This window comes from Tolypothrix sp. PCC 7601, assembly GCF_025677855.1.
Lineage (GTDB): Bacteria > Cyanobacteriota > Cyanobacteriia > Cyanobacteriales > Nostocaceae > Aulosira > Aulosira diplosiphon.
This window is the reverse complement of the sequence record NZ_CP064883.1, coordinates 13,965-38,066: the sequence shown is the minus strand read 5'-3', so window position 1 is coordinate 38,066 and position 24,102 is coordinate 13,965. Positions and strand designations below refer to the sequence as shown.

Below are 24,102 nucleotides of genomic sequence, written 5' to 3'. Positions count from 1 at the left end.
TGGGGCGGCTGGGGCTTAATGCCTCCCCTTGCATTGGTAATGTGCTTGATACTCTGTTTTACAGCAGGGAAGCACAGACAATACTGCTATGTAAGGTATTTATAATGTGCTTTTACCGTAAAAAGCATTGTTAGCACATTAATAATACTGCTATCTAGAGTTTAAATAATGTGTCAATAAGGTATTCCACATTAATAGTGCATAACAATTACTGCTAAATACGGCATAAGCAATGTGTAAATGCCGTGTTTAACATTAGTAGTGCATGAAAATTACTGCACTCTCATGTACAGCCCATGTGTAAAAGCAGTAGTAGTTTTAGAACCAACGATTTTTGTAGTATTTCCGGCTCAAAAAACTGGCCAAAAATTTTTGCGTACTGTGCGAGGGTTCAAATCAAAAAAACTTGATATTCCATTAACATGGTTCTGACATGAAACCACCATAGATTTACCAAGGATTTAACAGAGCTTGGTTGAGGGGATAATTTTCCTGACCATGAATTTCACATGGAATTGACTAGGATGTAACATGAAAATCCCCTGGTTTTACCATAGATTGCACATAAAACTGACATGGCATACCGAACAGTTTTATTACCTAAAATTAGCCATACTGAGAAAAGCTTTTTTCACTAACCCTGCCCTTGAGTGTTGGACTGCGGCGGGAAAAATTTTGGACGCTCGCCAGAACCTAACTGCCAACCTGTGACTTTCACCAAATATTTCTCTTCAGAGAGCCTCTCGGTTTCAGCCAGCCGCTTTAAAGTAGTAGCGGTCATGTCTAGACGGCGCATGATTTCGGTTTTACTCAACCCCTCCCTGGCTTCCTTAACAGAGTAGATAAACTGACCGCCCTCAATGCTGGTGTTCTCTGCCAGATGCTCCTCAACCCCACTCGCTAGGCTAATAGCTCCAGCTGCGATGAGGGCTTCCCTTAACTGCTGCATCTGCTGTTCTAGCATTGCCAACCTAGACGGGAGATTCTGTTGCTCTAGCGCTGCCACTCTAGGGCCAATGTCGGTATTTCCCAATGGGCGACCGTCTTTTTGCAGGAAGTGTTCGACAATCAGCGAGACAGCAGAGGAGACAGAGCGTTGGTAATTGTCACCCATCCACTTCTTGAGTTGCTCATGCACATCCTTGGGTAAATAGGCTGTGACTTGTACGCTCTTGCTATCAGCTTCATCCATACGTTGCCCCCACGGTTTTTTAATGTGTATGCAATGTGTATGTGCAGTGGAATGCTTTACTCAAGCATTGCCAATACTGCATTTCACTGTACTAATAATGTAGCAAGTGCTGTTAAATGCTGTAGTACAGCGGTGTGAACGCTTCTACACGAGACATCGCCAAAAAAGCAGGTATTTCTGAAGCTGTTATCTATCAACGTTTTGGTACAAAGGAAGACTTGTTTTTCGCAGCCATGAAGTGAAGAGAAGCCCAACTTGACTTGATTTTCGATATTCAACCAGGTTTGGCGGATGTAGTCAAAAACCTTGAGTATGTAAGTCGGAAAATTATTGAATACTTCCGCGAGGTAATGCCAATATTTTTTGACACTCATCAGCCACCCATCGTTCACCATGCAAACTTTTCTTGCACGGCATAGTGTACCTGCCGTACAACTTAGTCTTTAGCTGATGGATTATCTGATAGCTGAGTCCAAGTTAGGTCGAGTGAGCAAAGATAAAATTGCCGTTGCTATTAATGTTTTACTTTCACACTTACATAACATTGCATTGTACGAAAGTATTGGAGTACCTAAAGAAGCACAAATCCATGATGCTGTAGCTGATGCGCTCTTCGTTTTATGGTCGGGCTTGAGTCCGTAATGTAATGAAGAGAGAAAATCTATGAACTTCATTTGAAAAAGATTAATTGCCTCAATCCGGCGTGCTTGTAAAGTCCGCTTGTGATTTTTCTATCTACCCATATCCATTAAATTAAATTGACGATTATTGCTATTTATCATTTAATCTACTATTTTCAAGGAGTAGCGAAATTTAATTCTAAAAGCGGTGAAAATTCCGTGTTCAGCTATTGGTAAAAACCAATGCTCAATAGCGGCAAGTGCCGTAGCGTGATATTACCCAAAATCTCTCGTGTTGCTGCCCCAATCCGGTTACACTCGTCCTCGGCTCTCCCCCGAAATCTGGGCTAGAAGCAAGCCGTGTCTTTTGCCTGCGGCAAACCTCGCTCCGCTCGGACAACAGGCTTGCCAAAGGGGGAAGTATCCCCGCTTTGGAAACCCCCTCTCGCTGTGTTGCAGTTATGCGCCCAAAACTGTCAAAAAACCTGCTGCGTAACAAGACATTAGAAGCTCGTGTTAATGCAATCGAACACGAGATGATTAAGCAAAAAGCACAAGACGCTGGACTATCGATAGCTGAGTTTACAAGACGTAGTGTTTTATTAAAACCATTGCCAAGGCGACTGAGCAAAATAACCCTCTTCACATATAGAGAATTAGTCCGCATTGGCAACAACATTAATCAACTCACTAGAGCAACAAACGCCGCCCTAAAAATGGGAGTGCGACCACCAGCAAATCCATCCCAACTAGAAGAATTGCGAAATCTTCTACAGCAAATTGGTCGGGAATTATCTTCTATTGAAACTGAAGTCACTGATGATGATGACATTGACGATGAAGATAACGAAGAGTGGGAGTAAAAATGATTGGCAACCAAACCAAAGGTAAAAGCTTCCGTGGACTCTTGGAATATTTAGAGAATCGAGAAGATTCATCTTTAATCGGCGGTAATATGTTCGGGAGAAATGCTAGAGAACTGTCTAGAGAATTTCGACTATCTCGACAACTCAATCCAGAAGCTCTTAAAGTAGTTCACCATGTTTCACTTTCACTAAGCCCAGGCGAACAGCTAGACAATGATACTTGGTGCGAGATAGCAGAGAAATATATGGAAGCAATGGGTTACATATCTAACCAATATGCCATCTATCGCCACAGTGACCGCGACCATGATCATATACACATTTGCGCTAGTAGAATCAGTTTGGATGACGGCAAGATTACGAGTGATAGCTGGGAGTATGTACGTTCAGAAAAAATCATTCGCCAGCTAGAGCGAGAATATGGTTTACAGCCGACTATTAGTAGTAAAGAAAAACTTAACCGCGCCCCAAGCATAGGACAACAGCGCCGATTGGAAAGAGAGCAACTGGAGTACGAGCAGGGTGAGAGAAACACGCCGCCACAACAGCCAATTAAAACCCAACTAATTGAACTAATCGACCGCGCCACAATAGATAAACCGACCATGCCCCAACTGGTGGAACGATTGCAGCTAAAAGGTGTAGAAGTGCGCCACGGTGTAACACGCAATGGCAAAAGTAAAGGCATCTCTTATTCGTGGAATGAGCAGAAATTTAGCGGTACATCTTTGGGGCTGCCTATACCTTTCCTGGACTGCAAAAACATAAATCTATTGACTATCAGCCTCAACGCGATGACGAGCGGATTGAGTATCTGTTGAACAATCGTGTCGGGCGAGCAGTTGACAACCTTGAACTCATAAATGCGATCGCTGATTTTATTGAACAGTCAGCAGCCGAGTCAACCTTGGTGGAAACTTTACCACAATTAATAGAACAACTGTCCGTGTATGAGCAGCAGTTAGAACAAGGAAGAACCACATTAGATGACCTGCGACCGGCAATTGCTCAAAAGGAGCAACAGCTTTCATCTCAAACAACAGTGGATGCAATCGCTCAAAATAAAGCTCAACCTTTAACCACCGATAAACCAAAGCCAAAAGAAAATTCTTTAGCCGAGTTATATAAGTATTACAGTACCGAATTGCCAAACTTATTATTGACTGACCGAGACAAAGAAATTGCTAATAGAGCGTTATTAGATAATCGGCCAGTAAAAGAAGTTGAAGAAATTATATTAGCCAGTCCCGCCCGATGGACTACTGAGGAAGCTAAAGCATTAGTTTTAATCGCTAACAATCAACTGGCATCTAATAAAGAGCAGATACAAACTAAAGCAGGGGTAGCTGGGGGAGAGGTGCAGCACTTGGAGAAAGAATTATCCCTCAATTACTCTCTTTCCTCCCCTGCCTCCTCAGCTTCCCCTGCTCCCCAGCCCTGCCATTTACGCCACCATCAGAAGATGAGAAGCTATGGCCTGCATTAAAAAATTACCTGACTCAACAACGCGGCATCTCGTCAAATTTAGTCGAAACATTACATCGTAAAGGTTTGGGTTACATAGACCAGCAGCGAAAAGTTGTATTTATCAAGCGTGATCTCAATGGTGAAAAATCAGGCGCACTGGTTTGGGACACCCCAAAGCAAGATGATCGCTGTTCGCAGAACAGCGAAAACACCCAATCAAGACAGAGTTGGTTTCACATCAACTTGGGTAGAGAAACAGACGATAAAATCGAGAGAGTATTTTTGTGCGACTCACCCATTGATGCACTGACGTTAGCACATATGGATATGAATGCACACAAGGGGCTGCCACCAGTCAAAACAATGTACTTGGTAGTGGATGACCCGGATAACTTGCCATTAGAATTCCTCAAAAATATCAGCAGAATTGGGCTGGCATTTAGTAAAGATGACCAAGGTAAAGAAACAGCCAAAACTGTATTAAAATTGTTGCCCCAAAGTAAGCAACTTCCACCCAATAATCACAGTTGGAATGAGGATTTGCTAGAAATACTGCACATAGAGCAGGAGAAACGCAGACAGCAGCAGCGCGGTTTAAGTCGGTAATCTCATGTTGCGCCGACGAACTCGTTGCCGCTTCGCTCGACTCTTGCGGTAGCAGGGACGGGCAGAATGATTACTGGTTGGGCTAACTAGATCCACAAGCCCGCCCCCTGCTACTCCACTTTGTCGCAAGAGTCGCAACGATTTCTTGAATCTGGTATGCCAATACTCTCCAGCCAACAGCAATAACTCAAATCAAAAAAAAATCTGAATTTTTTTATCCGCTAATGTTTTCAGGGTTTACATTGCGGCTAATGACTGGCTGAACACTTTTGCACCATTTTGGTGTAATTATTGCACCAATCCCTTGTTTGAGTGTATACTATCGTGTAGCAGCAGATTTGCCTTATTTCCCTAATCCAAAACTAAAATCTAAAATCTAACACTGAAACTAACATTTAATCTCAACACTGAAACTAACATTTAATCTCAACACTGAAACTAACATTTAATCTCAACACTGAAACTAACATTTAATCTCAACACTGAAACTAACATTTAATCTCAACATAATGAACAAATTGATGCGGAATGTAGGGGAAGGCTCTGCTGCTACAGCCCAAAACCCATCCGCCACCAGAACCACTAGTGGGAAGCGGCTGTCTATCAGTTTGTCTGATGACGCTGCTAAACTTCTAGAATTCCTTGCCCAAACCCAAGGCATTACTCAGAATGAGGCCCTTCGTAAAGCAATTGCAACAGAGGCATATCTTCTAGAAGAAAGAATGCAGGGGACTAAAGTTTTGCTTCAGAAGCCTGATAAGGAGATTCGTGAAGTAGTCTTTAGATAAAGCAAGATGAGGTGGCTCCTATAAAATATTGGAGTTTTTAATGCCTCAAGAAATTAATGGCTTGGCTGAAGCCGCGCCTTCTGTTACCCATTGTGACAATCGGACTAGTTCAGTCGAAGCTCAGTTCGAGCCTGATATAGCCCTTCATGGAGAGTTGAACATTACTGACTATGTTCAGGATGCACCACTCACTCGAAAATCTGTTAAAGACGTTTCTGATTGGACAGAAAGGCATCGGGAAACGACAAGAACCAAACTAGTCATGTGGTTGGTGAAGTTGCTTGGTTGTTCTCTTCTGGGAACTTTTGTCATGATAGGAGTAGTTGCATTCAGTCCAAAAGCTGACAAGGAACTGATTAAAGATTTAATTCCTCAACTTGTTACAACTCAAGTTACTTTACTTGGGGTGGCCTTTGGTTTCTACTTTGGCAATAAAGAGGAGTAACCTTCTACAACAGATAATTTGATTAACTGTTGAATATTTGTGAAGATGAGGGCTAGGTATTTGATTTACCTAATCCTTGTCTAAGCGTAAACTAAACAGTTTAGTTTCTATCATTATGAGCAGATATAGTTGAAGCGAGGGGAGCGGAGTGTTATATAAGGCTTACATGATAAGCATTTCAGGATTTTATGATATCTTGAGCGAGCAATCATGTATGCAGCGATGTAGGCGATCACTTCAAGCGTGTTTGAAGTTCCGACTCCACACAAAGGCGGAACTTTCTTCTAGCATTGGGACTAAATAAGCTTCTGTTGACTGAGTATTCTGTTTTGAAATTGGTCAAAGTGCCAACTCGAATTGTAAATTCGGTACTTTTTTAAGTGTTCGTACTAGTACAATTTTCCTCGTTTTTAAACTATACGGTTTAGTTTGCCCCTGGTCGCAGCTACCTTCACACTACCCCTAGTAGTTCACCAACCCAAAATTGCTATGTGGAGGTGGGCAGGGGAGCAGGGGGAGCAAGGGAGCAGAGGAGAAACTTGTAGTAAGTCTTTCCCCTCTGCCCCTCTGCCCCTCCGCTCCTCTGCTGACCACAACGCAAAGTTGGCTTGGCAGACTACTAGTTAGACACAAGAATACACCACTGCTAGTTCTATACCTAGCAATCCCAAAATCAGATCTTCTCTAACCAGTCCCTGAAAATTTTGCAAATGCCAAAGCGTAAAACCCAAGAAGAATTTATCCAACAAGCTCAAGCCAAGCACAATGGCTTTTATGAGTACACTAAAGCAAGCTATGTAGGCTCAAGCACCAAGGTAATTGTAATTTGCCCTACACATGGCGAATTTAACATCACTCCTAGCCATCATCTTCTAGGTGTAGGCTGCCGCAAATGTTATGGCGATCGCCAGCGTAACAGTCAAGACGATATCATCGCCAAATTCCACCAAGTTCATGGAAATTATTACGGCTATGACAAGGTTGTTTATCGAAGAATAAATATTAAGGTTACAATTACCTGTCCTGTTCATGGCGATTTTGAGCAAGAGCCGGTTGCACACATTAATGGCTCAGGTTGCGTTAAATGCGCCAATGAAAAGCAATCTTTAACAACAGAGGAATTCATCAATAAAGCCCGCGCCAAGCACGGTGAGAAATACGATTACAGTCAAGTAAATTACGTTAACACAGACACCAAGATAACTATCATCTGCTATCAACATGGTGATTTTGAACAACGCCCCTACAATCACTTAAAGGGAACCGAATGTCCTGAGTGTGCTAAAGAATATATAACTGAAGCTAAGTTTGGCTTTGAGTATAAAGGGGTTTCGTATCGTAGTATCAAACACGCTTGCCAAGAATTAGGCAAAGATTATTGGGTAGTAGTTAAACGCTTAGACGCTGGTTGGAGTTTAGAACAGGCGTTTGATGATGCACCAAACGACCCCCGACACCCCTTTGAAGTGAATGGTGTTATTTATAACGGATTAGAAGATGCTGTTCGACAATTGAATGCACCTGTTAGTGCCACAACTGTCAAAAGGCGTTTAGAGCAAGGCATGAAACCAGAGGATGCGCTGTTTACTCCTCCTAAACTGGGTTATGACAATGGTGCTGTTTACCTAGCAACTAATCTCATAAACGGTAAACAGTATGTAGGACTGACCACAACATCATTAGAAGAGCGCTGGGAGAGACATTTAGATCAGGTTTCTCGAAAAAACGCCTCACTAATTCACAAAGCGATCGCCAAATTTGGGGAAGAGAATTTCACAATTGAAATTATTGATTCTGCTAACAGTCCTGAAGACTTGAGAGCGAAAGAGCGCAAATGGATTAAGGAGCTAAACACCTTAACCCCTAATGGTTACAACGTCACTAAAGGCGGAGAGATTGGCGGTTTTCCGGGTAAACCTACCAGGCTCCCTGGAGACCCTACTGTTTACCCATCTGTCCAAGCAGCAGCAGAGGCATTAGCAAAGCGGGAAGGCATTAAGTTAGAAGCTGCCGAGAAGCGAATTTACACAGGTCGAATTGATGTCAAAAAACCACACGGAATGTCAAAAACAAGAATATACAAACATTGGGATCGGTTGATTTACCAAACAGCCAATCCAAATTCTAAGCATTACAAAGGCTTTAATGTGTGCGAACGGTGGAAAGATTTTACGAGCTTTTACGAAGACATGGGAGCAACTTATAAAGAAGGTTTGCGCCTCAAGCTAATTGATCCTAGCTCCCCTTACTCTACCGAGAACTGCTTGTGGGGGAATAGGTCAGCAAGCACAGCAAACAAGCGATCACCATTTGCATCTGTGAGTACGAAGCACTGTGTCATTGCCCTACCACCCTTTGAGCCAAAGACGGGGTTGTTTACATTTCCCCCAGCATTTATCTGTATTGTATACTCGGGTGTTGACGACGTAAACAGGAGGAAGAGTATCAAATTCATCCTTACTCAAACCTATTGGGCAGATTTTAGATTTACGCCAAGTAACTAATTTGTCACAATCGCCAACAATCTTACCTTTTCGCATGTTTGCCTTTGTAGCTGGTGCGTTGATGATGAGGTGGTCGGAGATTGGGATGATGTACAGGAAACATTTGGCTTCTCAAGTATTACAAATCAGCCACCTAAATCCATAACTCCAACTGTCGAACACAAACCAGCACAAGAGACTGTTACTAACGACAAGAGCGTTAAGGATCATGAGAGGTTGAAGAAAGCCCAGCAGAAGAGAGAAGCTCGCTCTCTGCGAAATTCAAAATTTTCTGGCTCCTAAACAGATGCTGATAATCCTAACGTGCCGCCCGGACTTGTTGCTGCTTCAAAAGAAGAAAGGAGGTGGGCAATAAACTGATATATTCCACCAAGTCTTTGATATAGTCTCCTCTTCGAGATTACCTGACAATTCACCCCAAGTCACTCATCCCCTAGTAATGCTTCCAGCTTGTTTATCAGGTTTACTAGCTGCTTTTGTTTTCTTGGTTCTTTCCATAGTTGGCGCTTTTTAATGCGCTGGGTAATATCCTTGAGCCGTTCTGGTATTTGGTTAGGTGTTTTAGATGAGGCGGATGGTTCAGATGAAATGTTGGCGATGATTTGTTCTTTGATTTGGTTTAAAGACCAATCGTTAGCTATCGTCTCTGACAAGAGTTGTTTTCGCAGTTCCTCATCTTTTACTCGTGCCAGTGCTTGGGCTTTGGTGTATTCCAACTTGCCCTCTCGCAGTGCTATTAAAATTTCTTCGGGCAGATTGAGCAATGGTAAACGCTTGGTAGTGAACGATAGCCAATTCATTAGTCCCAGGCTCTCAAATACCTGTTGTACCGTCTTTGATTGCTCATCCTCTTCTTTAGGAGAAACGTTTCTCCTAGATTCTGTCTCAGAATCTAAATTGTCAGAAATATTATCCCCTGGTTCAGTTTCATCTGAGTTAGGAGAAACGTTTCTCCTAGATTCATTTAATGAGTCTGTTGGCTGTTGTTCTCCTTTGCTGTGAGCGTTCTTCATTCGGTACAGCAAAGATTTGACGGCTTCTACATCGCAATGCAGCCGAATTGCCAACAGGTGCAAAATACCTTCAGTTTCTTCAACAGGGTTAAGGTCTTCTCGTTGTAGGTTTTCAATCAAAGCCAACTGAAATGCTTGGTCATCTGATAGCTCACGCACAACCACAGGCACAACTTCAACTTTTATTTCTTGTGCTGCCCTATAGCGTCGTTCTCCTGCTACTAATTCGTATTTTCCCTCCGCCCCTGGACGAACTAACAGAGGTTGGAGAATGCCATGCTGTTTGACTGACTCAACTAATTCTTTTAATGCTTGTGGGTCAAAGTATCGCCTGGGTTGGTGCTGAGGCAGAACTATATCTTCAAGTTTGATAGTAGTTTCAGTAGCGGTTAGCTTTTCTCCATCTGCTGAGGATAACCAAGGAGCAGGCGGTGGAGTTGTAATTTGACCCCCAAAGGGTTTCTCAGTTTGTTTACGTCGGATCACAAAGCCTCCAAAGAATTAGCGATTTCTTCAAGGATAGTCACTACAGAATGTTTCGGGTCAAATACTGCTAGGGGCGCACGTTCTTCTGTCGCATCAACAAAAGCGGTAGCTCTGGGGATGGCTGGGAAAATCCGACCCCAAGCTGAAAGTTGTTCACCTATTGCTGCCAATGCTCGTTTATCGGCTGAGTTTTGGTGAGCATACCGAGTGGGAACAAACCCTGCTATTTGGATTTTGCGATTAGCTTTATTTTTAACGTGGGTAATAGTTTGTAAAAGTTCGTCTGTTCCCTCAAAGGCTTTGAGATGAGTTTCCACGGGTACGAGAACGTGTGTGGCCGCGACTAAGGAGATATAAGAAAGCAATCCTAAACTGGGGGGACAGTCTATCAGGATGAAATCGTATTCATCTAAAACGAATTCAACGGCTTCCTTGAGACGGAAGTCACGCATGGCAGCACTGACTAACTGCATTTCGGCTCCACTCAGAACTCGGTTAGCTGGAACCAAGTCCATACCGTGAATATCTTCATGAATTGGTAAGGGTTGCTCGTCGATAATGGCATCAGCAACGGTTTTTTTGTAACTGAGATGGCACTAACCCCATGAATTTGGTCAAGGATGCTTGGGGGTCTATGTCGATGAGGAGAACACGGTGTTCTCGCTTCGCTAGGTGGTATCCCAGGTTTTGGGTCAATGTCGATTTGGCGACACCACCCGCCTGATTAAACAGGGCAATAATGCGGCATTGCTGGTTAGAAGTTGACACTGGCTCTTGTTCCTAGAAAATACGTTGAGGTAGGGTCAACCGACTCGGTTTTAGTTTCCAGTTTACGTGTATCAGGTGAAAAAAGTTTATTTTTTACATAGAATTTGCAGTAGAGTTTATATAACTTCACCGTATGTAGATTTCACGGTGTCACTATTATTGCCAAAACAACGAAGCAGGGAAAATCGTAGAAGCAGTAATATGAAAATTCCGCCTGATGCTATTATTGCTAACGAAAAAATCACCCGCTACTTATTAGTACCAAGAGAACAAGACGATAAATCAAAGTTTCTCGCAATGGCTGGATTTACACAAGACAATCCAGAACTCTTAAAAGCAGCAATTCGTCAACTGGCAGATACAACACCAGCAATAAAAGACAGAGATAATGAATATGGGGTGTTCTATCGCGTCACTGGTGAATTAATCGGCTTAAATCAGCGAAACTTAGCAGTAATTACAGTTTGGCTACAAAGGGCTGTTGACGGCAAGTTTCAGTTTATCACCCTCAAACCTAACAAGGAGTCGGCAAATGAGCTTTGAACTGTACCAGCGTGTCGCTTTAAATCGTGACTTAGACGAGTATCAATTAAAAAAAGGTGATGTCGCAACTTTGATTGATTTTGTCCCTCATCCCAGTAATGGCGCAGACGGATGTGTTCTAGAAGTATTCAATGCAACTGGTGAATCAATAGCTGTTGTCATCGTTCCCATAACTGATATTAAACCACTGAAAAATCATGAAATTTTAAGCGTTCGCTCTTTGGTGGAAATTTAAGTTGCCTAGTGGCACAGTTGTTAAAAAATATCTTTCAACTCGCACACATAAATGTGGTTGTGAGTTGCTCCCAATATGTCAATGCAGCAATAAAGATTTTGAATCGCGGCATCGCTACCGGAGGGCATCCGGGAACTAACACGCTTAGAACTAGCAACCACTACTCTGCCTGTGGAAACCCTGTCCTGTGCAAGTGGCTAGGGCGAATTTAGAATCCGTTAGCCTAAAAAGGTGGAAACCATGATGATCAAAAACGAGCAACAATATCAAAATTCCTTAGATTGGTTGCAACGCTTTGAACAGTCTATCGCCCAATTGGATAACAATGAACAATTGAAGGCAGAACTAGAACGATGGAAGCTGCACCGAGACTCATATCAGAGCCAAGTTGACGAGTTAAAGTTAGAAATTTCGGAATACGAAAGACTTATTAATTGCGACATCAGCAAGCCTTTAAAAATTAAAGTTGATTCTTTAAACAAGCTGCCAAATGCTTTAATTAAAGCTCGGATAGCAGCCCAAATTAGTCAGCAAGAACTTGCTGATATATTAGGAATTGATGAACAAAGAGTGAAAGAATATGAGGATACAGATTATCAATGTGCTAGTTTTGTAGAAATTCTCGAAGTCAGCACTGCTTTGGGTGTTGAATTTGAAACTGCAACTGTGCAAGTAGATTTTTCAGAAATAGAAGCAGTTAAAGAAAGCGTTGACAAATGGCAAAAAGAAAAAATGAATATTAAAACTAAAGCTTCATAACTAGGGTTGACAACATGAAAACTCAAAGATAAATGGTGTAATGTTGCCGTTTTTGCTATCCACATCGCCCACTAGTCTGAAAGCTCACGGGAAGCCTCCCCAAAAATTATATTGTAAATTTTTGTAACCTTTACTAGACGATTTGGATAAAAGCCACAATTAGCATCCGATAGTTTTTAGAGGAATAATATTCTCAGAAATAAATATATGAACGAGCAACAGCTTCAAGAGCTAGCTCTACAAGCCCAACAACACCCACTAGGTACAACTGCTAGACGGATAACTTTATCAAAACTAATCGATGGTATATACTGCTCAGGCAAACTTTGCCACCCATATAACGGTCAATTTCAAGGAGTTTACGAACAAATTTATCAGGAGGCAGTACAAGACCTATTTTTGTATATCTGTAAAAATATTGACAAGTACGACCCGGAACGGGCTTTATTTATGACTTGGGTCAATATGTTATTGAGTCAACGTTTTTTTAAAGAGGCTATTCCCAAAATAATTGGCAAAGTCCATGAAATTAATGTCGAAAGTTCTGTCTTAGAAAACTTGGAATATTTGGTATTTAACGATAGCGAGAACGAGGATAATTATATCTTTGCTTTTAAAAAAATCAGACGATATATAGAAATAGACCCAAAAGGGATTTTTAAACAAGCACATATCAAAAAATATCCGCAAGTAAATTTCCAGGAAATTGCTGTCAAAAGATGGTCAGGTATATCTTGGAAAGACATTTCCGAAGAATTGAATATTCCAGTGGCAACATTAAGTAATTTTTATCAGCGAACTTTAGAGGAATTTCGCGACGAATTTAGAGATTTAGGTGGTGGTGAAGACTTAACTTAGAGGAAACAAATGATGAGTGACATGGCAACTATTTCTACATTTACTGGTCTGATATCAACCGTCGCTCGCAGGCTAGCAGAAAAATGGTCAAGAGAGCAAGCCACACCCGAAAAAAGCCAGCAGGTTTTGCTTAATACCTTGTCTGTATCTTTCGTGAATTTCTATCTAGAATGTATGGAGTTTGAAACTGACCTAGAAGCGAGTGACAGTTGGAATCCAGTAAAACAAACTCTGATGGATGTAGCTGATTTATTGATTACAAATTTGGGCAAATTGGAATGCCGTCCGGTGTTAGAAAATGCACAGTTTGTTTATGTACCACCGAAAGTCCAATCAAACCGGATTGGCTATGTTGTTGTGGAAATAAGTGAATCTTTCCAATCAGCCAAGTTGTTAGGATTTGTCAAGGAGGTATCAATTGATAACTTTCCTATTAACCAACTACAACCTCTAGAAAATTTACTGAATTATTTAGAATTTCTAGAATTACAGACAACTAAATTTAAGAGTCAAAATTTGGATTCATCTAGTCAAAATGTTGCCGAATTAAAAGATGGTTTGAGAATATTTTTTGAGTCTAGTTGGTCAACAATTGAATCTATATTCTTAACTGAACTAGGTTGGCAATTTAGAAGTGCAGAAGATGGGCTAAAAAACTCTGTTGAACGGGCTAAATTGATTGATTTTGGGATAAAAGCTAACAGGGAATCAGTAGGGATAGTTGTTAAAGTCAGTCATGACGAAAACAACTTGGATGAGATGAAAATTATTGTGGAGTTACATCCAACAAATGGTCAAGAGTACTTGCCATCCTCTCTTCATGTGATGATTTTAGATGAAGAGGGAACTGCTGTTATGGAAGCTAAAGCCAAAAACGATAACAAAAAAATTTCATTGGAGTTTAACGCCGATGTGGGAGATAATTTCAGCGTCAAGATAGTTTTAGGAGATGTCAGCGTGATAGAGAACTTTTTAATCTGAAATTAAGGGACTTGCAGAGAAATCAGATACCAGATAATCAGCCCATTTAAAGTTATATAAATAGGCTTTCAGTATAACCAACTAACCCAGTTTTTGAGTCAATTTACCTCATAAGTACCTACACATAAATATTTAGCCATTTTTCAACGTGATTGAAATCGCTGTATTCCTTCCTGTTCCCTTTCTTAAGTAGATAATTTATTTTGCATGACTACTTATAAACGTAAGTAAGTCGGCACGATAAAAACCATGTATGTTTAGTTTTGTGAAAACTGTAGAATGACCAATTTATAAGCTATTCGATGATTTTACATTTCGTCACATAGCTTGATTTTTTAACGCCGACTTACTTATACACCCCTGAAAAGATAATTGCAGCCTTTATTCCTTTGCATAAGTAACAAACAACTATAGATATATACTCATGATGATTTGTGCATCACACAATTGTGGTATTACCGATGACAAAGTTGATTGTTCTAAAGCTAGATGGCAATTTACAGCAGGGTGTACGGGTAACGCTTTCAATTGCCACTGAAGGTGTTAGTCCCCATAAAGAAATCACTGGTAATCTACCCCCAATTGCTCCTTTACAAACAACAATTGACGAGTGGCGATCGCACTATCGTAGTTTAGGGAGTTCTCCTCGCGGTATCAAAGCTATAAAAGTTACTTACGATGGTTCTATTGCCCAGAAGCACGAAGATTGTAAAAATTCCGCAACTGAGTTACAAAAGCAACTAAACAACTGGCTGCTTTCGAGTCTTTTCGCCCTATCCGGGAGAGTTGGTTAAAGGAATTACAAGAAAAAAGAATTGGTGCGGGTGCTAATTCGCACATCCAGTCAGCAGTTGCGACAAATACCTTGGCATCTTTGGGATTTAGTGGAAGAATATCCCAATGCCGAACTAGCTTTGAGTGCAACCGATTATCAAAAACCTATCATAGCGAAAACCCCTACCAAAAGAGATCAAGTCAAAATTCTGGCGATTTTGGGCAACAGTACTGGTATTGATATCGAAACAGACCGAAAGTTGCTCAACAGTTTACCTGATGCCGATGTCACTTTTCTAGTACAGCCCCAACGTCACGAAATCAACGATTCCTTATGGGAAAGACCTTGGGATATCCTGTTTTTTGCAGGTCATAGTCAAACTGTGGGAGATAGTGGTCGAATATACATTAATGAGAATAAGGAAAGCTTAACTACTGATGACCTCAAATATGGCTTGAAAAAAGCGAAGAGCAACGGGTTAGCTGTGGCGATATTTAATTCCTGTGATGGGTTGGGATTAGGGTCCCAGTTAGAAGCGCTACAGATTCCCCAAATTATTGTGATGCGAGAACAAGTGCCAGATGAAGTGGCACAGGTATTTTTAAAGCAATTTTTGGTGGCTTATGCGAATGATGGCAAACCCTTATATCAAGCAGTAAAAGAAGCAAGATTAAAACTGCATGGACTGGAGGATAAATATCCCTGTGCCTCTTTGTTACCAGTAATTTGTCAAAATGCAGATACAGTCCCACCAAGTTGGTTAGATTTAGGTCGCCGTCCCACCGAAATTAGTCCCTATCGTGGTTTGTTTGCGTTTCGGGAGGAAGATGCACAATTCTTTTTTGGACGGGAATCTTTCACCCAGATGTTGATAGATGCGGTGCAAAATCAACCCTTGGTTGCGGTGATTGGTTCTAGTGGTAGTGGTAAATCTAGTGTGGTGTTTGCTGGTTTGGTGAAGTGTCTGCGAGATGCTGGTAACTGTCATATTGTTGACTTTCGTCCCGGTTCCAGACCTTTGTTTAATCTGGCAACTGCCCTTGTTGACCAAAAAAGAAACCAATTTTAATCGAGATTATCATCAAAAAAGGGTCTCAAATATTGCCACCTGTACTTAGCCGCACAGAACGCTTGCGGGAGATTAGAAATCTTGCCAGCGACCTGGGGCAGTGTGAAAATGGGTTGCGGGATGTGGTGGATGATATCCTCTCTGTTGACCCCAACCAGCGTTTATTGCTAGTTGCCGACCAATTTGAAGAACTTTATACCCTTTGCAGAGATGCACAAGAGCGCAAAGCTTTTTTAGATAGATTATTAGAAGCAATCTCTTCCTGTCGTAATTTTACTTTTGTCATCACTCTCAGGGCAGACTTTTTAGGACAAGCATTGTCTTATCGTCCCTTTGCTGATGCCTTGCAGTATGCAGACTTAAAACTGGGTCCAATGACGGATGAGGAGATGCAAGCAGCAGTAGAAAAACCTGCGGCGTTGCTGGGGGTGACAATTGAGGAGGGGCTTGTTGAACGCATTCTTTCTACGGTGAGTACAGAACCAGGGGATTTACCTTTATTGGAGTTTGCCTTGACTCAACTGTGGGCAAAACAACTTGATGCCCAGTTGACCCATGCTGCTTATGATGAAATTGGCGGAGTAGAAGCAGCATTGGCTCGTTATGCGGATGAAGCATATAACAAGTTGAATTTTGAGGAAAAAGAAAGGGCGCAGCGAATTTTTATTCAACTGGTACATCCAGGGGAAGGGACGGAAGATACCCGCCGTGTAGCTACCCGTGCTGAGGTGGGTGAGGAAAATTGGGATTTGGTAACTCGCTTGGCTAATGCTCGTTTGGTGGTGACGGGACGGGATGAGAAAACAGGTTTAGATACGGTAGAGGTTGTCCACGAAGCTTTAATCCGCAGTTGGGGACAATTAAATCTGTGGATGCAGCAAGATAGGGACTTTCGCCACTGGCAAGAACAGTTGCGCGTAGCAATGCGTACTTGGGAGAGCAGTGGAAATGATGAAGGGGCGCTTTTACGAGGTAAGCCACTGGCAGATGCGGAATATTGGGAAAGACAACGTTTTTTAGAATTGAGTCCAGTAGAGAGGAGTTTTATTGCGTTGAGTGTGGAACTGAGGGAGCGAGAGAGCAAAACGCAAAAGCGCAGACAACAATTTACTATCTTAGGACTCTCTGGCGGCTTGGTTGTAGCCTTGAGTTTGACTGCGGTGGCTTGGTGGCAATCACAAAACTCGACAAAGAACGAAATTATATCACTCACGAACTCCTCAGAAGCACTTCTGGCTTTAGGACAAGAATTTGATGCTTTGAAAACTATTCTCAAGGCAGCGAAAAAAGTCACACAAATTCAGGGGGAAAATATAGAGCTAAAAATTCCCATTACAGTTGTATTGGGGCAAGCCATAAATGAAGTCAAACAGTTTAATCGCTTGGAAGGGCATCATAGTTATATAAGAAGTGTTATATTTAGCCCCGACGGTGAAACTATTGCCACTGGAAGTGACGATCAGACAGTTAAATTGTGGAACCGGAAAGGTCAGTTGCTCAAAAGTTTCGACGCACATGCGAGGCTGATTAATAGCATTAGTTTCAGCCCTGACGGTCAAATTGTTACTAATAGTAATGACGATACAGCCAAACTATGGAGTCGCGAAGGCAAATTGATCGCAACTCTTGTAGGACATAAAGATAATGTCAATAGCGCTACATTTAGCCCCGATGGTAAAATCCTGGCTACAGCTAGTAGTGACAAGACAGTTAAACTATGGAACAGGAAAGGTAAGCTTCTCAAAACCTTCACTGGACATAGCGAGCCAGTTAATAGTGTCAGCTTCAGCCCCGATGGTAAAATCCTGGCTACAGCTAGTAATGACAAGACAGTTAAACTATGGAACAGGGAAGGTAAGCTGCTCAAAACCTTCACTGGACATAATGAGCAGGTTAATAGTGTCAGCTTCAGCCCCGATGGTAAAATCCTGGCTACAGCTAGTAATGATAAGACAGTTAAACTATGGAACAGGGAAGGTCAACTGCTCAAAACCTTCACTGGACATAATGAGCTTGTTAACAGTGTCAGCTTCAGCCCCGATGGTAAAAACCTTGCTACAGCTAGTAATGACAAGACAGTTAAACTATGGAACAGGGAAGGTCAACTGCTCAAAACCTTCACTGGACATAGCGATGTAGTCCATAGGGCTACATTTAGTCCTGACGGCAAAACCCTTGCTAGTGCCAGTAATGACAACACTGTAATCCTGTGGAAATTGGATAACAAGCTGTTTACCACCCTCACCCAAAATAACGAGCAGTTTAATAGGGTTGCATTTAGCCCTGATGGTAAAATCTTGGCGACAACTGGTAATGATCAGACAGCTAAACTGTGGAGCCGGGAGGGCAAACTTTTAAAAATCTTAACTGGACATAGCGATCGCGTCAATAGCGTTACATTTAGCCCTGATGGTAAAATCCTGGCGACAACTGGTAATGATCAGACAGCTAAACTGTGGAGCCAGGAGGGCAAACTTTTAAAAAATCTTAACTGGACATAGCGATCGCGTCAATAGCGTTACATTTAGCCCTGATGGTAAAATCCTGGCGACAGCTAGTGATGATAAGACAGTTAAATTGTGGAACCTGCAGGGTCAACTCGTAAAAACCCTCACTGGGCATAAAAATAGTGTCAATAGTGTTACATTCAGCCGCGACGACGGTCAAACTTTCGCCACTGCCAGTGATGATAATATAGTTAAATTGTGGAATCGGGAAGGTCAGTTGCTACAAACCTTCACCGCCAAACATAACAATAGTGTCAATAGCGCTACATTCAGTCCCGATGGTCAAATCCTCGCCACTACTAGTAATGATACTACAGTTAAACTATGGAACCGGGAAGGTCAGTTGCTACAAACCCTTACCGGACATAGCAGTTTGGTCAACAGCGCTACATTTAGCTTCGACAGTCAAACCCTCGCTACAACTAGTGATGACAAAACGGTCAAACTATGGAACCGGGAGGGCAAACTTCTCAAAACCCTGATTGGACATAGCAATCATACCCGAAGTGTCAGTTTTAGCCCCGATGGTAAAATCTTGGCTACAGCTAGTGAAGATAAGACGGTCAAACTATGGAACCGGGAAGGTCAGTTGCTACAAACCCTTACCGGACATAGCGATGTAGTCAATGGTGCTACATTTAGTCCCGATGGTAAAACCCTCGCCACAGCAGGTAATGACAAAACGGTAATTTTATGGAATTTCGATTTTGATGATTTACAAATGCGTGGGTGTACCTGGCTTGCGGATTATCTCATCACCCACCCTGACGCACTCAATGAATTAGAACAATGTGAAACTCCCGCTATCAAAGCGTCTTCGGCACCTGTAATGGTAACTCAGGGAGAACAACTAATTATAAAAGGTGATATTGAAGATGGAATTACTAAGTTTCGCACTGCGCTGAATTGGAATCCTAAGTTGAAATTTAATCTCACAGCCAAGGTAAAGGCTTTAACCTTAGTTAAAGAAGGAGAAGATGCAGGACGACAGTGTAATTTAGAAGTTGCGAGTGCTAAGTTTCAATCCGCGTTAGAACTAGATTCAAATCTGGGCTTTGAGCCACAGACAAAAGCTCGTCAGTTTGTATCTTTAAGTTTAATTAGAAAAGGGGAAAAATGTGCCGAAACTGGTAAAGTTTTGGCAGCGATCGCAGCTTACGCACAAGCCCAAAAATTCGATCCCTCATTAGAAATTTCTCCAAGTTCTTGGAGTTTCCTCTGTTGGTTTGGTAGTAAATATAAACATGCTGCTGATGTAATATATGCCTGTGAAAAAGCAGTAGCTCTTGTTCCCAATGATGGAGAAATTTTAGATAGTCGCGGTATTGCTAGAGCGTTAACAGGCAATACCAAAGGAGCGATAGAGGATTTTCAAGCTTTCATCGCTTGGACTTCTAATCCGAAAGATAAATCAAAACGGCAACATTGGGTTAATACCCTACGTACTGGTAGAAATCCATTCACTGATAAAGAAATTCAAAGTTTATGAAAAAGTAACTGAGAACTAAAGCTTTGTACGGCAAGCTCTTAGCTAACTTGCTTTTTCAAAAATAAAATAAGAATCCTATAGTAGTGAAATGATAAACAATCAAAACCAAACAATAGCTGAAACTGAAAGACTTTCCTCAACGCTTACATCTAGTAGTTTGAGGTATAACGAAAGTAGTTATTTATGCACGCATAATTCTTTCGCCAATTCTCAAGATGCTGGTTGGCTTTTCCCAAACCAATCTAGGTCGATTGCTAATCAGCTTAGAGAAGGTGTTAGAGCATTAATGCTTGATACGTATTACAAAGAACCTGGTTCTGGAGATATTTTTAATGTGATTCCAGAGAATGGAGTATACTTATTGCATGGAGTTAACGAGCATGGTTGGATACCCAGATTTACTTATGCTCTACCTTTACAAAGACTGTATCAAGCATTAAATGATGTAGTAAATTTTCTCAAAGAAAATCCTACGGAAATAGTAACAGTTTTCTTGGAAGATTACACCAATACAAACGAACTTAAAGATGAACTTGAAAAAGTTAAAGACATTAAAGAGTTAATATACGACCCAGATAACGATGAAAAGTGGCAAGTAAAAGAAAAGAAAGTATGGCCTTTATTGTCAGATATGATTCAGCGCAATAAACGCTTAGTAATTTTCAGTAGTAAAGACCACAAGAACGAAGTAGAAAAAATTGGGGTAGCCTACAATTATTATTACACCAAAGAAAATTACTGGAGTATTGGTAACTTAGGTAACGATTGGGATTGTCCATCTCGATGGGACAACGGTGAGTATATAGATGCCGATTACCCGAAATTGTTCGTCTTTAATCATTACAGGAACTTTCCGATTGTTATCATTGCCGCCATTGATAACACTTATGAAAAAATCATGGACAGAATAAACAACCGATGCTACAAGACAGCAAAGCAACTCCCTAATTTTGTCTCTGTTGACTTTTATGAAGTCCCGTTAGAAACAGAAGACAAAGCGCACAAGGTTGTCGCTGAGTTAAATAGAAGGTGGCATGTTTCACGTAGTGAAGCATAACATAATTTTTTATGCATTGAGATGCTCCACAAAAGTACCTTTAAGGGTACTTTTTTTATGCGATTCTGTCGTGATAAAAGTACCCATCAGGGTAATAGTATTTCATTTTAATATGTGCTGAAGATAAGACCCCAACAGACTTTTACTTCTTTATAAAGTTTTGTTACAACTCTGCTGTATTTCAGATAAAGAGGTTTTTTCTTAACCGAGTAATGTGTAGAGCAACCTCAAATTTCTCTCATATCAAACTTGTAATGTCAGGAAATTCAGCATGAATACACACACATTAAATTTACTTTTACCGATACGAAAAAAGCTGGATACTATCGAAATTCATAATTCCAAATTAGCGCGATTCTTGTGCAAAGTAATTCCAGCTTCTTGTCCATTTGCAAGTGACATCAAACTGTTTGGGAACTTAATTATTCATATACCACCTCTGTGTAAGCTCAATCCTCTGTATGAGCAGTTAATTGGTTTACGCTTTCGTGCTATTTGCTACCTTAATCAGCTAGACTAGAACACTTAAAGATAAGCTGAATCGGTTACATAGTATCAGTAATTAAACATACTAAAACAAAAAAAGTAGCAAAGTTGAATTAGGCGTAGCCAGCCAATTAAGAAAAATGACTGCAAATATCTACACCGTATCCAAGGAATCCAAAAAAATAAATATTAGGAGAAAAGATGACTAATATTTTAGTAAATCATGAAAATCCTGAAACCAAAAACCTCTTAATGAAATGCTTAGAAACAGCAGGATTTGAGGTGATTGTCACAGAAAAAGGCTTTGTTAGTGTTCAGTTACCACAGGAGAAATTCTCTACTACCACCGAAGCTAAAAAAATCAAATACTCAGAAGTCCATATTTCCATCGACTCCCCGACTGCGTGAGGTCTTTGAATTTATTGAATTTAATTATCATCAAAATATTAGCCTAAAAGAAGTAGCTCTAGCTGTTGGTTATTCCTCAGCTTACTTAACCGATTTAGTGCGAAAACTTACCGGGAAAACAGTAAATAACTGGATTATCGAGCGCCGGATAGCCGAAGCAAGCACCTTGCTTTTAGAAACTAATTACTCCGTTGAAGAAATTGCTTTAAAAGTAGGTTATCAAAATATCAATCATTTTTATTGTCAGTTTCGCAATTACTATAAAAATACTCCGCGTGCTTGGAGAGAGACACAGCGTTCTCATACATTGTTATAACGGCACAAAAAATATTACCTACCTATTAACTGCTAATTAATCAACTAATATATTATCTCAATGCAATACTAGATTATGTTATTTACTAATCTAGTATTTTTTTATTTAAATATTTATGGAAGTCATCAACTCTCAAAATTAGGGTGCGCTTAGAAAATATTAAATATTTGATATACTTTTTGAGGAGAATCTAAAAATACTGAATGCTTAATTATAATCTTATCGAAAAATAGTTAATTATCAATCAAATTTGCTCAAGATAATATATGTGTATGGAAAGCAAAGGAGAGCTAACAAACAAGCTTAAAAGCTCTTAAAAATCTGGAAATTAAAATATTACTTCTATGATTTTTAACTAAAAACTTTCCTTCAACAAAACCTTCTAAACAACACAAATCAAATTCTGAAAGGATAAACTCATGGCAACTTATACAGCAAAAACAAATGGTGCAGCTGAAACACTTGAATCATTTTCTGAAGCCGATATCGAGACTTTGGAATACGAATCGGCGGAAGCAGGGATTGAATCTCAGTTAGAGGAAAACTTAGAAAGTGTATCTTTTGAGAGTGTAGCTGAAGATGTAGAAGCTTACATGGAAGGAGACTTAGAACGTCGTCCTCCAAGCCGTTCTGTGATTAAACGGTTGACGAAAATTTTTACCGCTTTAGTCAAAAATACCGTCAAAAAAATCACCAGCAACCCTAAAACTCGTGCCAAACTGCAAGCAGCTTGTCGCAAAGGTCCTGATGCTGTTACCACACTGTTGACTCCAATCATTACTAAGACACTGCCAACCTATTTCAGATGGATGTCTGCTATCTTCGTTCCTCCAATTGTGGCTCGCCTTTTCCCTGCTATTTGCAAAAGATGCTGGGTTGAAATCAGATGAAGTATCTGCTGCAACTGAGGGTATATTTGGTGATATTTTTCGGTGGTTCTTTTAGTCTGCGTGACTAAGTGATGTTAATCAGTCTTACTAATCACAATTTTAGTTAGGACAACTACGTTCACACTTACTCAACCTTAATCCTCCCCATTTAAGGGGAGGAAAGACCAATCTTCTTTTTTCTAGATAGGTTTTACCTAAACAATAATCCACGTTAATTGCTGATAATTGCACTCATTCACATATACAAATGAATGTAATAGATGTGGCTATCTCGAATATTTTCATTGTGTAAAACCTAAATTAAACTTGCAAAAATACTCATCTTTTCACAGGAGAAAATTATGGCGACATTAACATCTGCTAATTCACTCGAACAGCTAGAATTGTTTTCTGAGGCAGATATAGAAAGGATAGAAGTTGAGTCATTAGAAGCAGGGATTGAATCTCAGCTAGAAGAAACTCTCGAAAGTGTATCTACTGAAAGTGTAGCTGAAGATGTGGAAGCTTACATGGAGGGAGATATTGAACGCCGCAATCCTAACAGTTATGTAATTCGACAACTAACAAAAGTATTCACTGCCTTAATCAAAAATGCGGTGAAAAACATCACTAGCAATCCAAAAACTCGTGCCAAGCTGCAAGCGGCTTGTCTCAAAAGCCCTGATGCTGTCACCCAACTGTTGGCTCCAATCATTGCTAAGACATTGCCAACCTATTTTAGATGGATGTCTACTATCTTCGTTCCGCCAATTGTGGCTCGTCTTTTTCCTGCTATTTGCAAACAAGCTGGCTTGAAACCAGAAGAAATTCCAGCCACAGCAGAATTTTGGAATTTTCTTATCCCTGTTGTTACTACTGTATTACCTTCGGGATTTGACTTTTTTCGTAACCGAAGAAGAAGATAAGCAATCTGTCTAACTGATATTTCGCAACATTCTCAATAACTATACGTTTGGCACTAAATAAAAGGTAAA

25 protein-coding genes and 3 pseudogenes are annotated in these 24,102 nt (G+C 40.7%); 25 read left to right on the top strand and 3 right to left on the bottom strand.

Annotated features, from left to right (window positions below):
* Positions 1-634: 634 nt before the first annotated feature.
* Entirely contained in the window at positions 635-1,192 is a 558-nt protein-coding gene (locus HG267_RS39405; RefSeq protein WP_045875007.1) for a hypothetical protein, read from the bottom strand.
* A 134-nt stretch (positions 1,193-1,326) separates the two neighbouring features.
* On the opposite strand from HG267_RS39405, the gene HG267_RS42085 reads away from it, so the two are divergent.
* From HG267_RS42085 to HG267_RS39365, 8 genes are all read left to right on the top strand, one after another.
* Positions 1,327-1,434 (top strand): helix-turn-helix domain-containing protein, encoded by a 108-nt coding sequence (locus HG267_RS42085; RefSeq protein WP_071989501.1) that lies wholly within the window; start codon positions 1,327-1,329, stop codon positions 1,432-1,434.
* Between the two features lie 809 nt (positions 1,435-2,243).
* The gene (locus HG267_RS39395; protein ID WP_263420155.1) at positions 2,244-2,675 is read left to right on the top strand and encodes a MobC family plasmid mobilization relaxosome protein; all 432 of its coding nucleotides are present in this window, start codon (positions 2,244-2,246) and stop codon (positions 2,673-2,675) included.
* Positions 2,676-2,677: 2 nt separating this feature from the next.
* Entirely contained in the window at positions 2,678-3,499 is an 822-nt protein-coding gene (locus HG267_RS39390) for a relaxase/mobilization nuclease domain-containing protein (protein WP_263420154.1), read from the top strand.
* Positions 3,496-4,164, top strand: a complete 669-nt coding sequence (locus tag HG267_RS39385; RefSeq protein ID WP_263420153.1) for a hypothetical protein — start codon at positions 3,496-3,498, stop codon at positions 4,162-4,164. The genes HG267_RS39390 and HG267_RS39385 overlap by 4 nt, the downstream gene beginning before the upstream one ends.
* Entirely contained in the window at positions 4,056-4,751 is a 696-nt protein-coding gene (locus HG267_RS39380; protein ID WP_317891638.1) for a DUF3991 domain-containing protein, read from the top strand. Before HG267_RS39385 ends, HG267_RS39380 begins: the two co-directional genes overlap by 109 nt.
* Before the next feature lie 521 nt (positions 4,752-5,272).
* Positions 5,273-5,539: a ribbon-helix-helix protein, CopG family gene (locus tag HG267_RS39375; RefSeq protein WP_063749858.1), complete on the top strand. Its 267-nt coding sequence runs from the start codon at positions 5,273-5,275 to the stop codon at positions 5,537-5,539.
* Positions 5,540-5,579: 40 nt separating this feature from the next.
* Positions 5,580-5,984, top strand: coding sequence for a hypothetical protein (locus HG267_RS39370; protein ID WP_045875004.1), 405 nt, complete (start codon positions 5,580-5,582; stop codon positions 5,982-5,984).
* Positions 5,985-6,694: 710 nt separating this feature from the next.
* On the top strand, positions 6,695-8,488 hold the full coding sequence (locus HG267_RS39365) for a GIY-YIG nuclease family protein (protein WP_263420152.1): 1,794 nt from the start codon (positions 6,695-6,697) through the stop codon (positions 8,486-8,488).
* Between the two features lie 422 nt (positions 8,489-8,910).
* Here the strand turns inward: HG267_RS39365 and HG267_RS39360 are convergent, their stop codons facing one another.
* Together HG267_RS39360 and HG267_RS39355 are read right to left on the bottom strand one after the other, a co-directional pair.
* Complete coding sequence (locus HG267_RS39360; RefSeq protein ID WP_369792196.1) at positions 8,911-9,987, bottom strand: ParB/RepB/Spo0J family partition protein; 1,077 nt, start codon at positions 9,985-9,987, stop codon at positions 8,911-8,913.
* Positions 9,984-10,755 (bottom strand): annotated as a pseudogene (locus HG267_RS39355) (ParA family protein). The gene HG267_RS39360 and the pseudogene HG267_RS39355 overlap by 4 nt, the downstream one beginning before the upstream one ends.
* A 201-nt stretch (positions 10,756-10,956) precedes the next feature.
* On the opposite strand from HG267_RS39355, the gene HG267_RS39350 reads away from it, so the two are divergent.
* The 17 genes and pseudogenes from HG267_RS39350 (at position 10,957) to HG267_RS39275 (ending at position 24,033) form a co-directional block, all read left to right on the top strand.
* Positions 10,957-11,298: a DUF6883 domain-containing protein gene (locus HG267_RS39350; protein WP_045874999.1), complete on the top strand. Its 342-nt coding sequence runs from the start codon at positions 10,957-10,959 to the stop codon at positions 11,296-11,298.
* Positions 11,288-11,533, top strand: coding sequence for a DUF4926 domain-containing protein (locus HG267_RS39345; RefSeq protein WP_045874998.1), 246 nt, complete (start codon positions 11,288-11,290; stop codon positions 11,531-11,533). The genes HG267_RS39350 and HG267_RS39345 overlap by 11 nt, the downstream gene beginning before the upstream one ends.
* A gap of 243 nt (positions 11,534-11,776) precedes the next feature.
* Positions 11,777-12,292: a helix-turn-helix transcriptional regulator gene (locus tag HG267_RS39340; protein WP_045874997.1), complete on the top strand. Its 516-nt coding sequence runs from the start codon at positions 11,777-11,779 to the stop codon at positions 12,290-12,292.
* Positions 12,293-12,499: 207 nt separating this feature from the next.
* On the top strand, positions 12,500-13,150 hold the full coding sequence (locus tag HG267_RS39335; protein WP_045874996.1) for a hypothetical protein: 651 nt from the start codon (positions 12,500-12,502) through the stop codon (positions 13,148-13,150).
* A 9-nt stretch (positions 13,151-13,159) separates the two neighbouring features.
* Positions 13,160-14,131 (top strand): DUF1822 family protein, encoded by a 972-nt coding sequence (locus HG267_RS39330; RefSeq protein ID WP_263420151.1) that lies wholly within the window; start codon positions 13,160-13,162, stop codon positions 14,129-14,131.
* A gap of 461 nt (positions 14,132-14,592) precedes the next feature.
* Positions 14,593-14,925 carry a hypothetical protein gene (locus HG267_RS39325; protein WP_263420150.1) on the top strand — a complete coding sequence of 111 codons (333 nt, stop codon included), beginning with the start codon at positions 14,593-14,595 and terminating at the stop codon, positions 14,923-14,925.
* 30 nt (positions 14,926-14,955) lie between these two features.
* Positions 14,956-15,975 (top strand): CHAT domain-containing protein, encoded by a 1,020-nt coding sequence (locus HG267_RS39320; RefSeq protein ID WP_263420149.1) that lies wholly within the window; start codon positions 14,956-14,958, stop codon positions 15,973-15,975.
* Positions 15,976-16,007: 32 nt separating this feature from the next.
* Positions 16,008-18,476: a WD40 repeat domain-containing protein gene (locus HG267_RS39315; protein ID WP_263420148.1), complete on the top strand. Its 2,469-nt coding sequence runs from the start codon at positions 16,008-16,010 to the stop codon at positions 18,474-18,476.
* Positions 18,460-18,513 (top strand): annotated as a pseudogene (locus HG267_RS42080) (hypothetical protein); the annotation flags it as partial. The gene HG267_RS39315 and the pseudogene HG267_RS42080, both read left to right, overlap by 17 nt.
* Positions 18,514-18,552: 39 nt before the next feature.
* A complete protein-coding gene (locus HG267_RS39310; protein ID WP_411863281.1) occupies positions 18,553-19,971 on the top strand; it encodes a hypothetical protein in 1,419 nt (472 codons plus the stop codon).
* 88 nt (positions 19,972-20,059) lie between these two features.
* Positions 20,060-21,028 (top strand): hypothetical protein, encoded by a 969-nt coding sequence (locus tag HG267_RS39305; RefSeq protein WP_045875030.1) that lies wholly within the window; start codon positions 20,060-20,062, stop codon positions 21,026-21,028.
* A 271-nt stretch (positions 21,029-21,299) separates the two neighbouring features.
* The gene (locus HG267_RS39300) at positions 21,300-21,548 is read left to right on the top strand and encodes a Mo-dependent nitrogenase C-terminal domain-containing protein (protein ID WP_045875029.1); all 249 of its coding nucleotides are present in this window, start codon (positions 21,300-21,302) and stop codon (positions 21,546-21,548) included.
* A 167-nt stretch (positions 21,549-21,715) separates the two neighbouring features.
* A complete protein-coding gene (locus HG267_RS39295; RefSeq protein WP_263420162.1) occupies positions 21,716-21,922 on the top strand; it encodes a hypothetical protein in 207 nt (68 codons plus the stop codon).
* Positions 21,894-22,004, top strand: a pseudogene (locus HG267_RS39290) (AraC family transcriptional regulator); the annotation flags it as partial. The gene HG267_RS39295 and the pseudogene HG267_RS39290, both read left to right, overlap by 29 nt.
* Positions 22,005-22,019: 15 nt before the next feature.
* A complete protein-coding gene (locus tag HG267_RS39285; protein WP_263420159.1) occupies positions 22,020-22,238 on the top strand; it encodes a helix-turn-helix domain-containing protein in 219 nt (72 codons plus the stop codon).
* A gap of 419 nt (positions 22,239-22,657) precedes the next feature.
* Positions 22,658-23,128, top strand: coding sequence for a hypothetical protein (locus HG267_RS39280; protein ID WP_263420147.1), 471 nt, complete (start codon positions 22,658-22,660; stop codon positions 23,126-23,128).
* A gap of 341 nt (positions 23,129-23,469) precedes the next feature.
* Entirely contained in the window at positions 23,470-24,033 is a 564-nt protein-coding gene (locus HG267_RS39275) for a hypothetical protein (protein WP_045875026.1), read from the top strand.
* Positions 24,034-24,102: the final 69 nt, after the last annotated feature.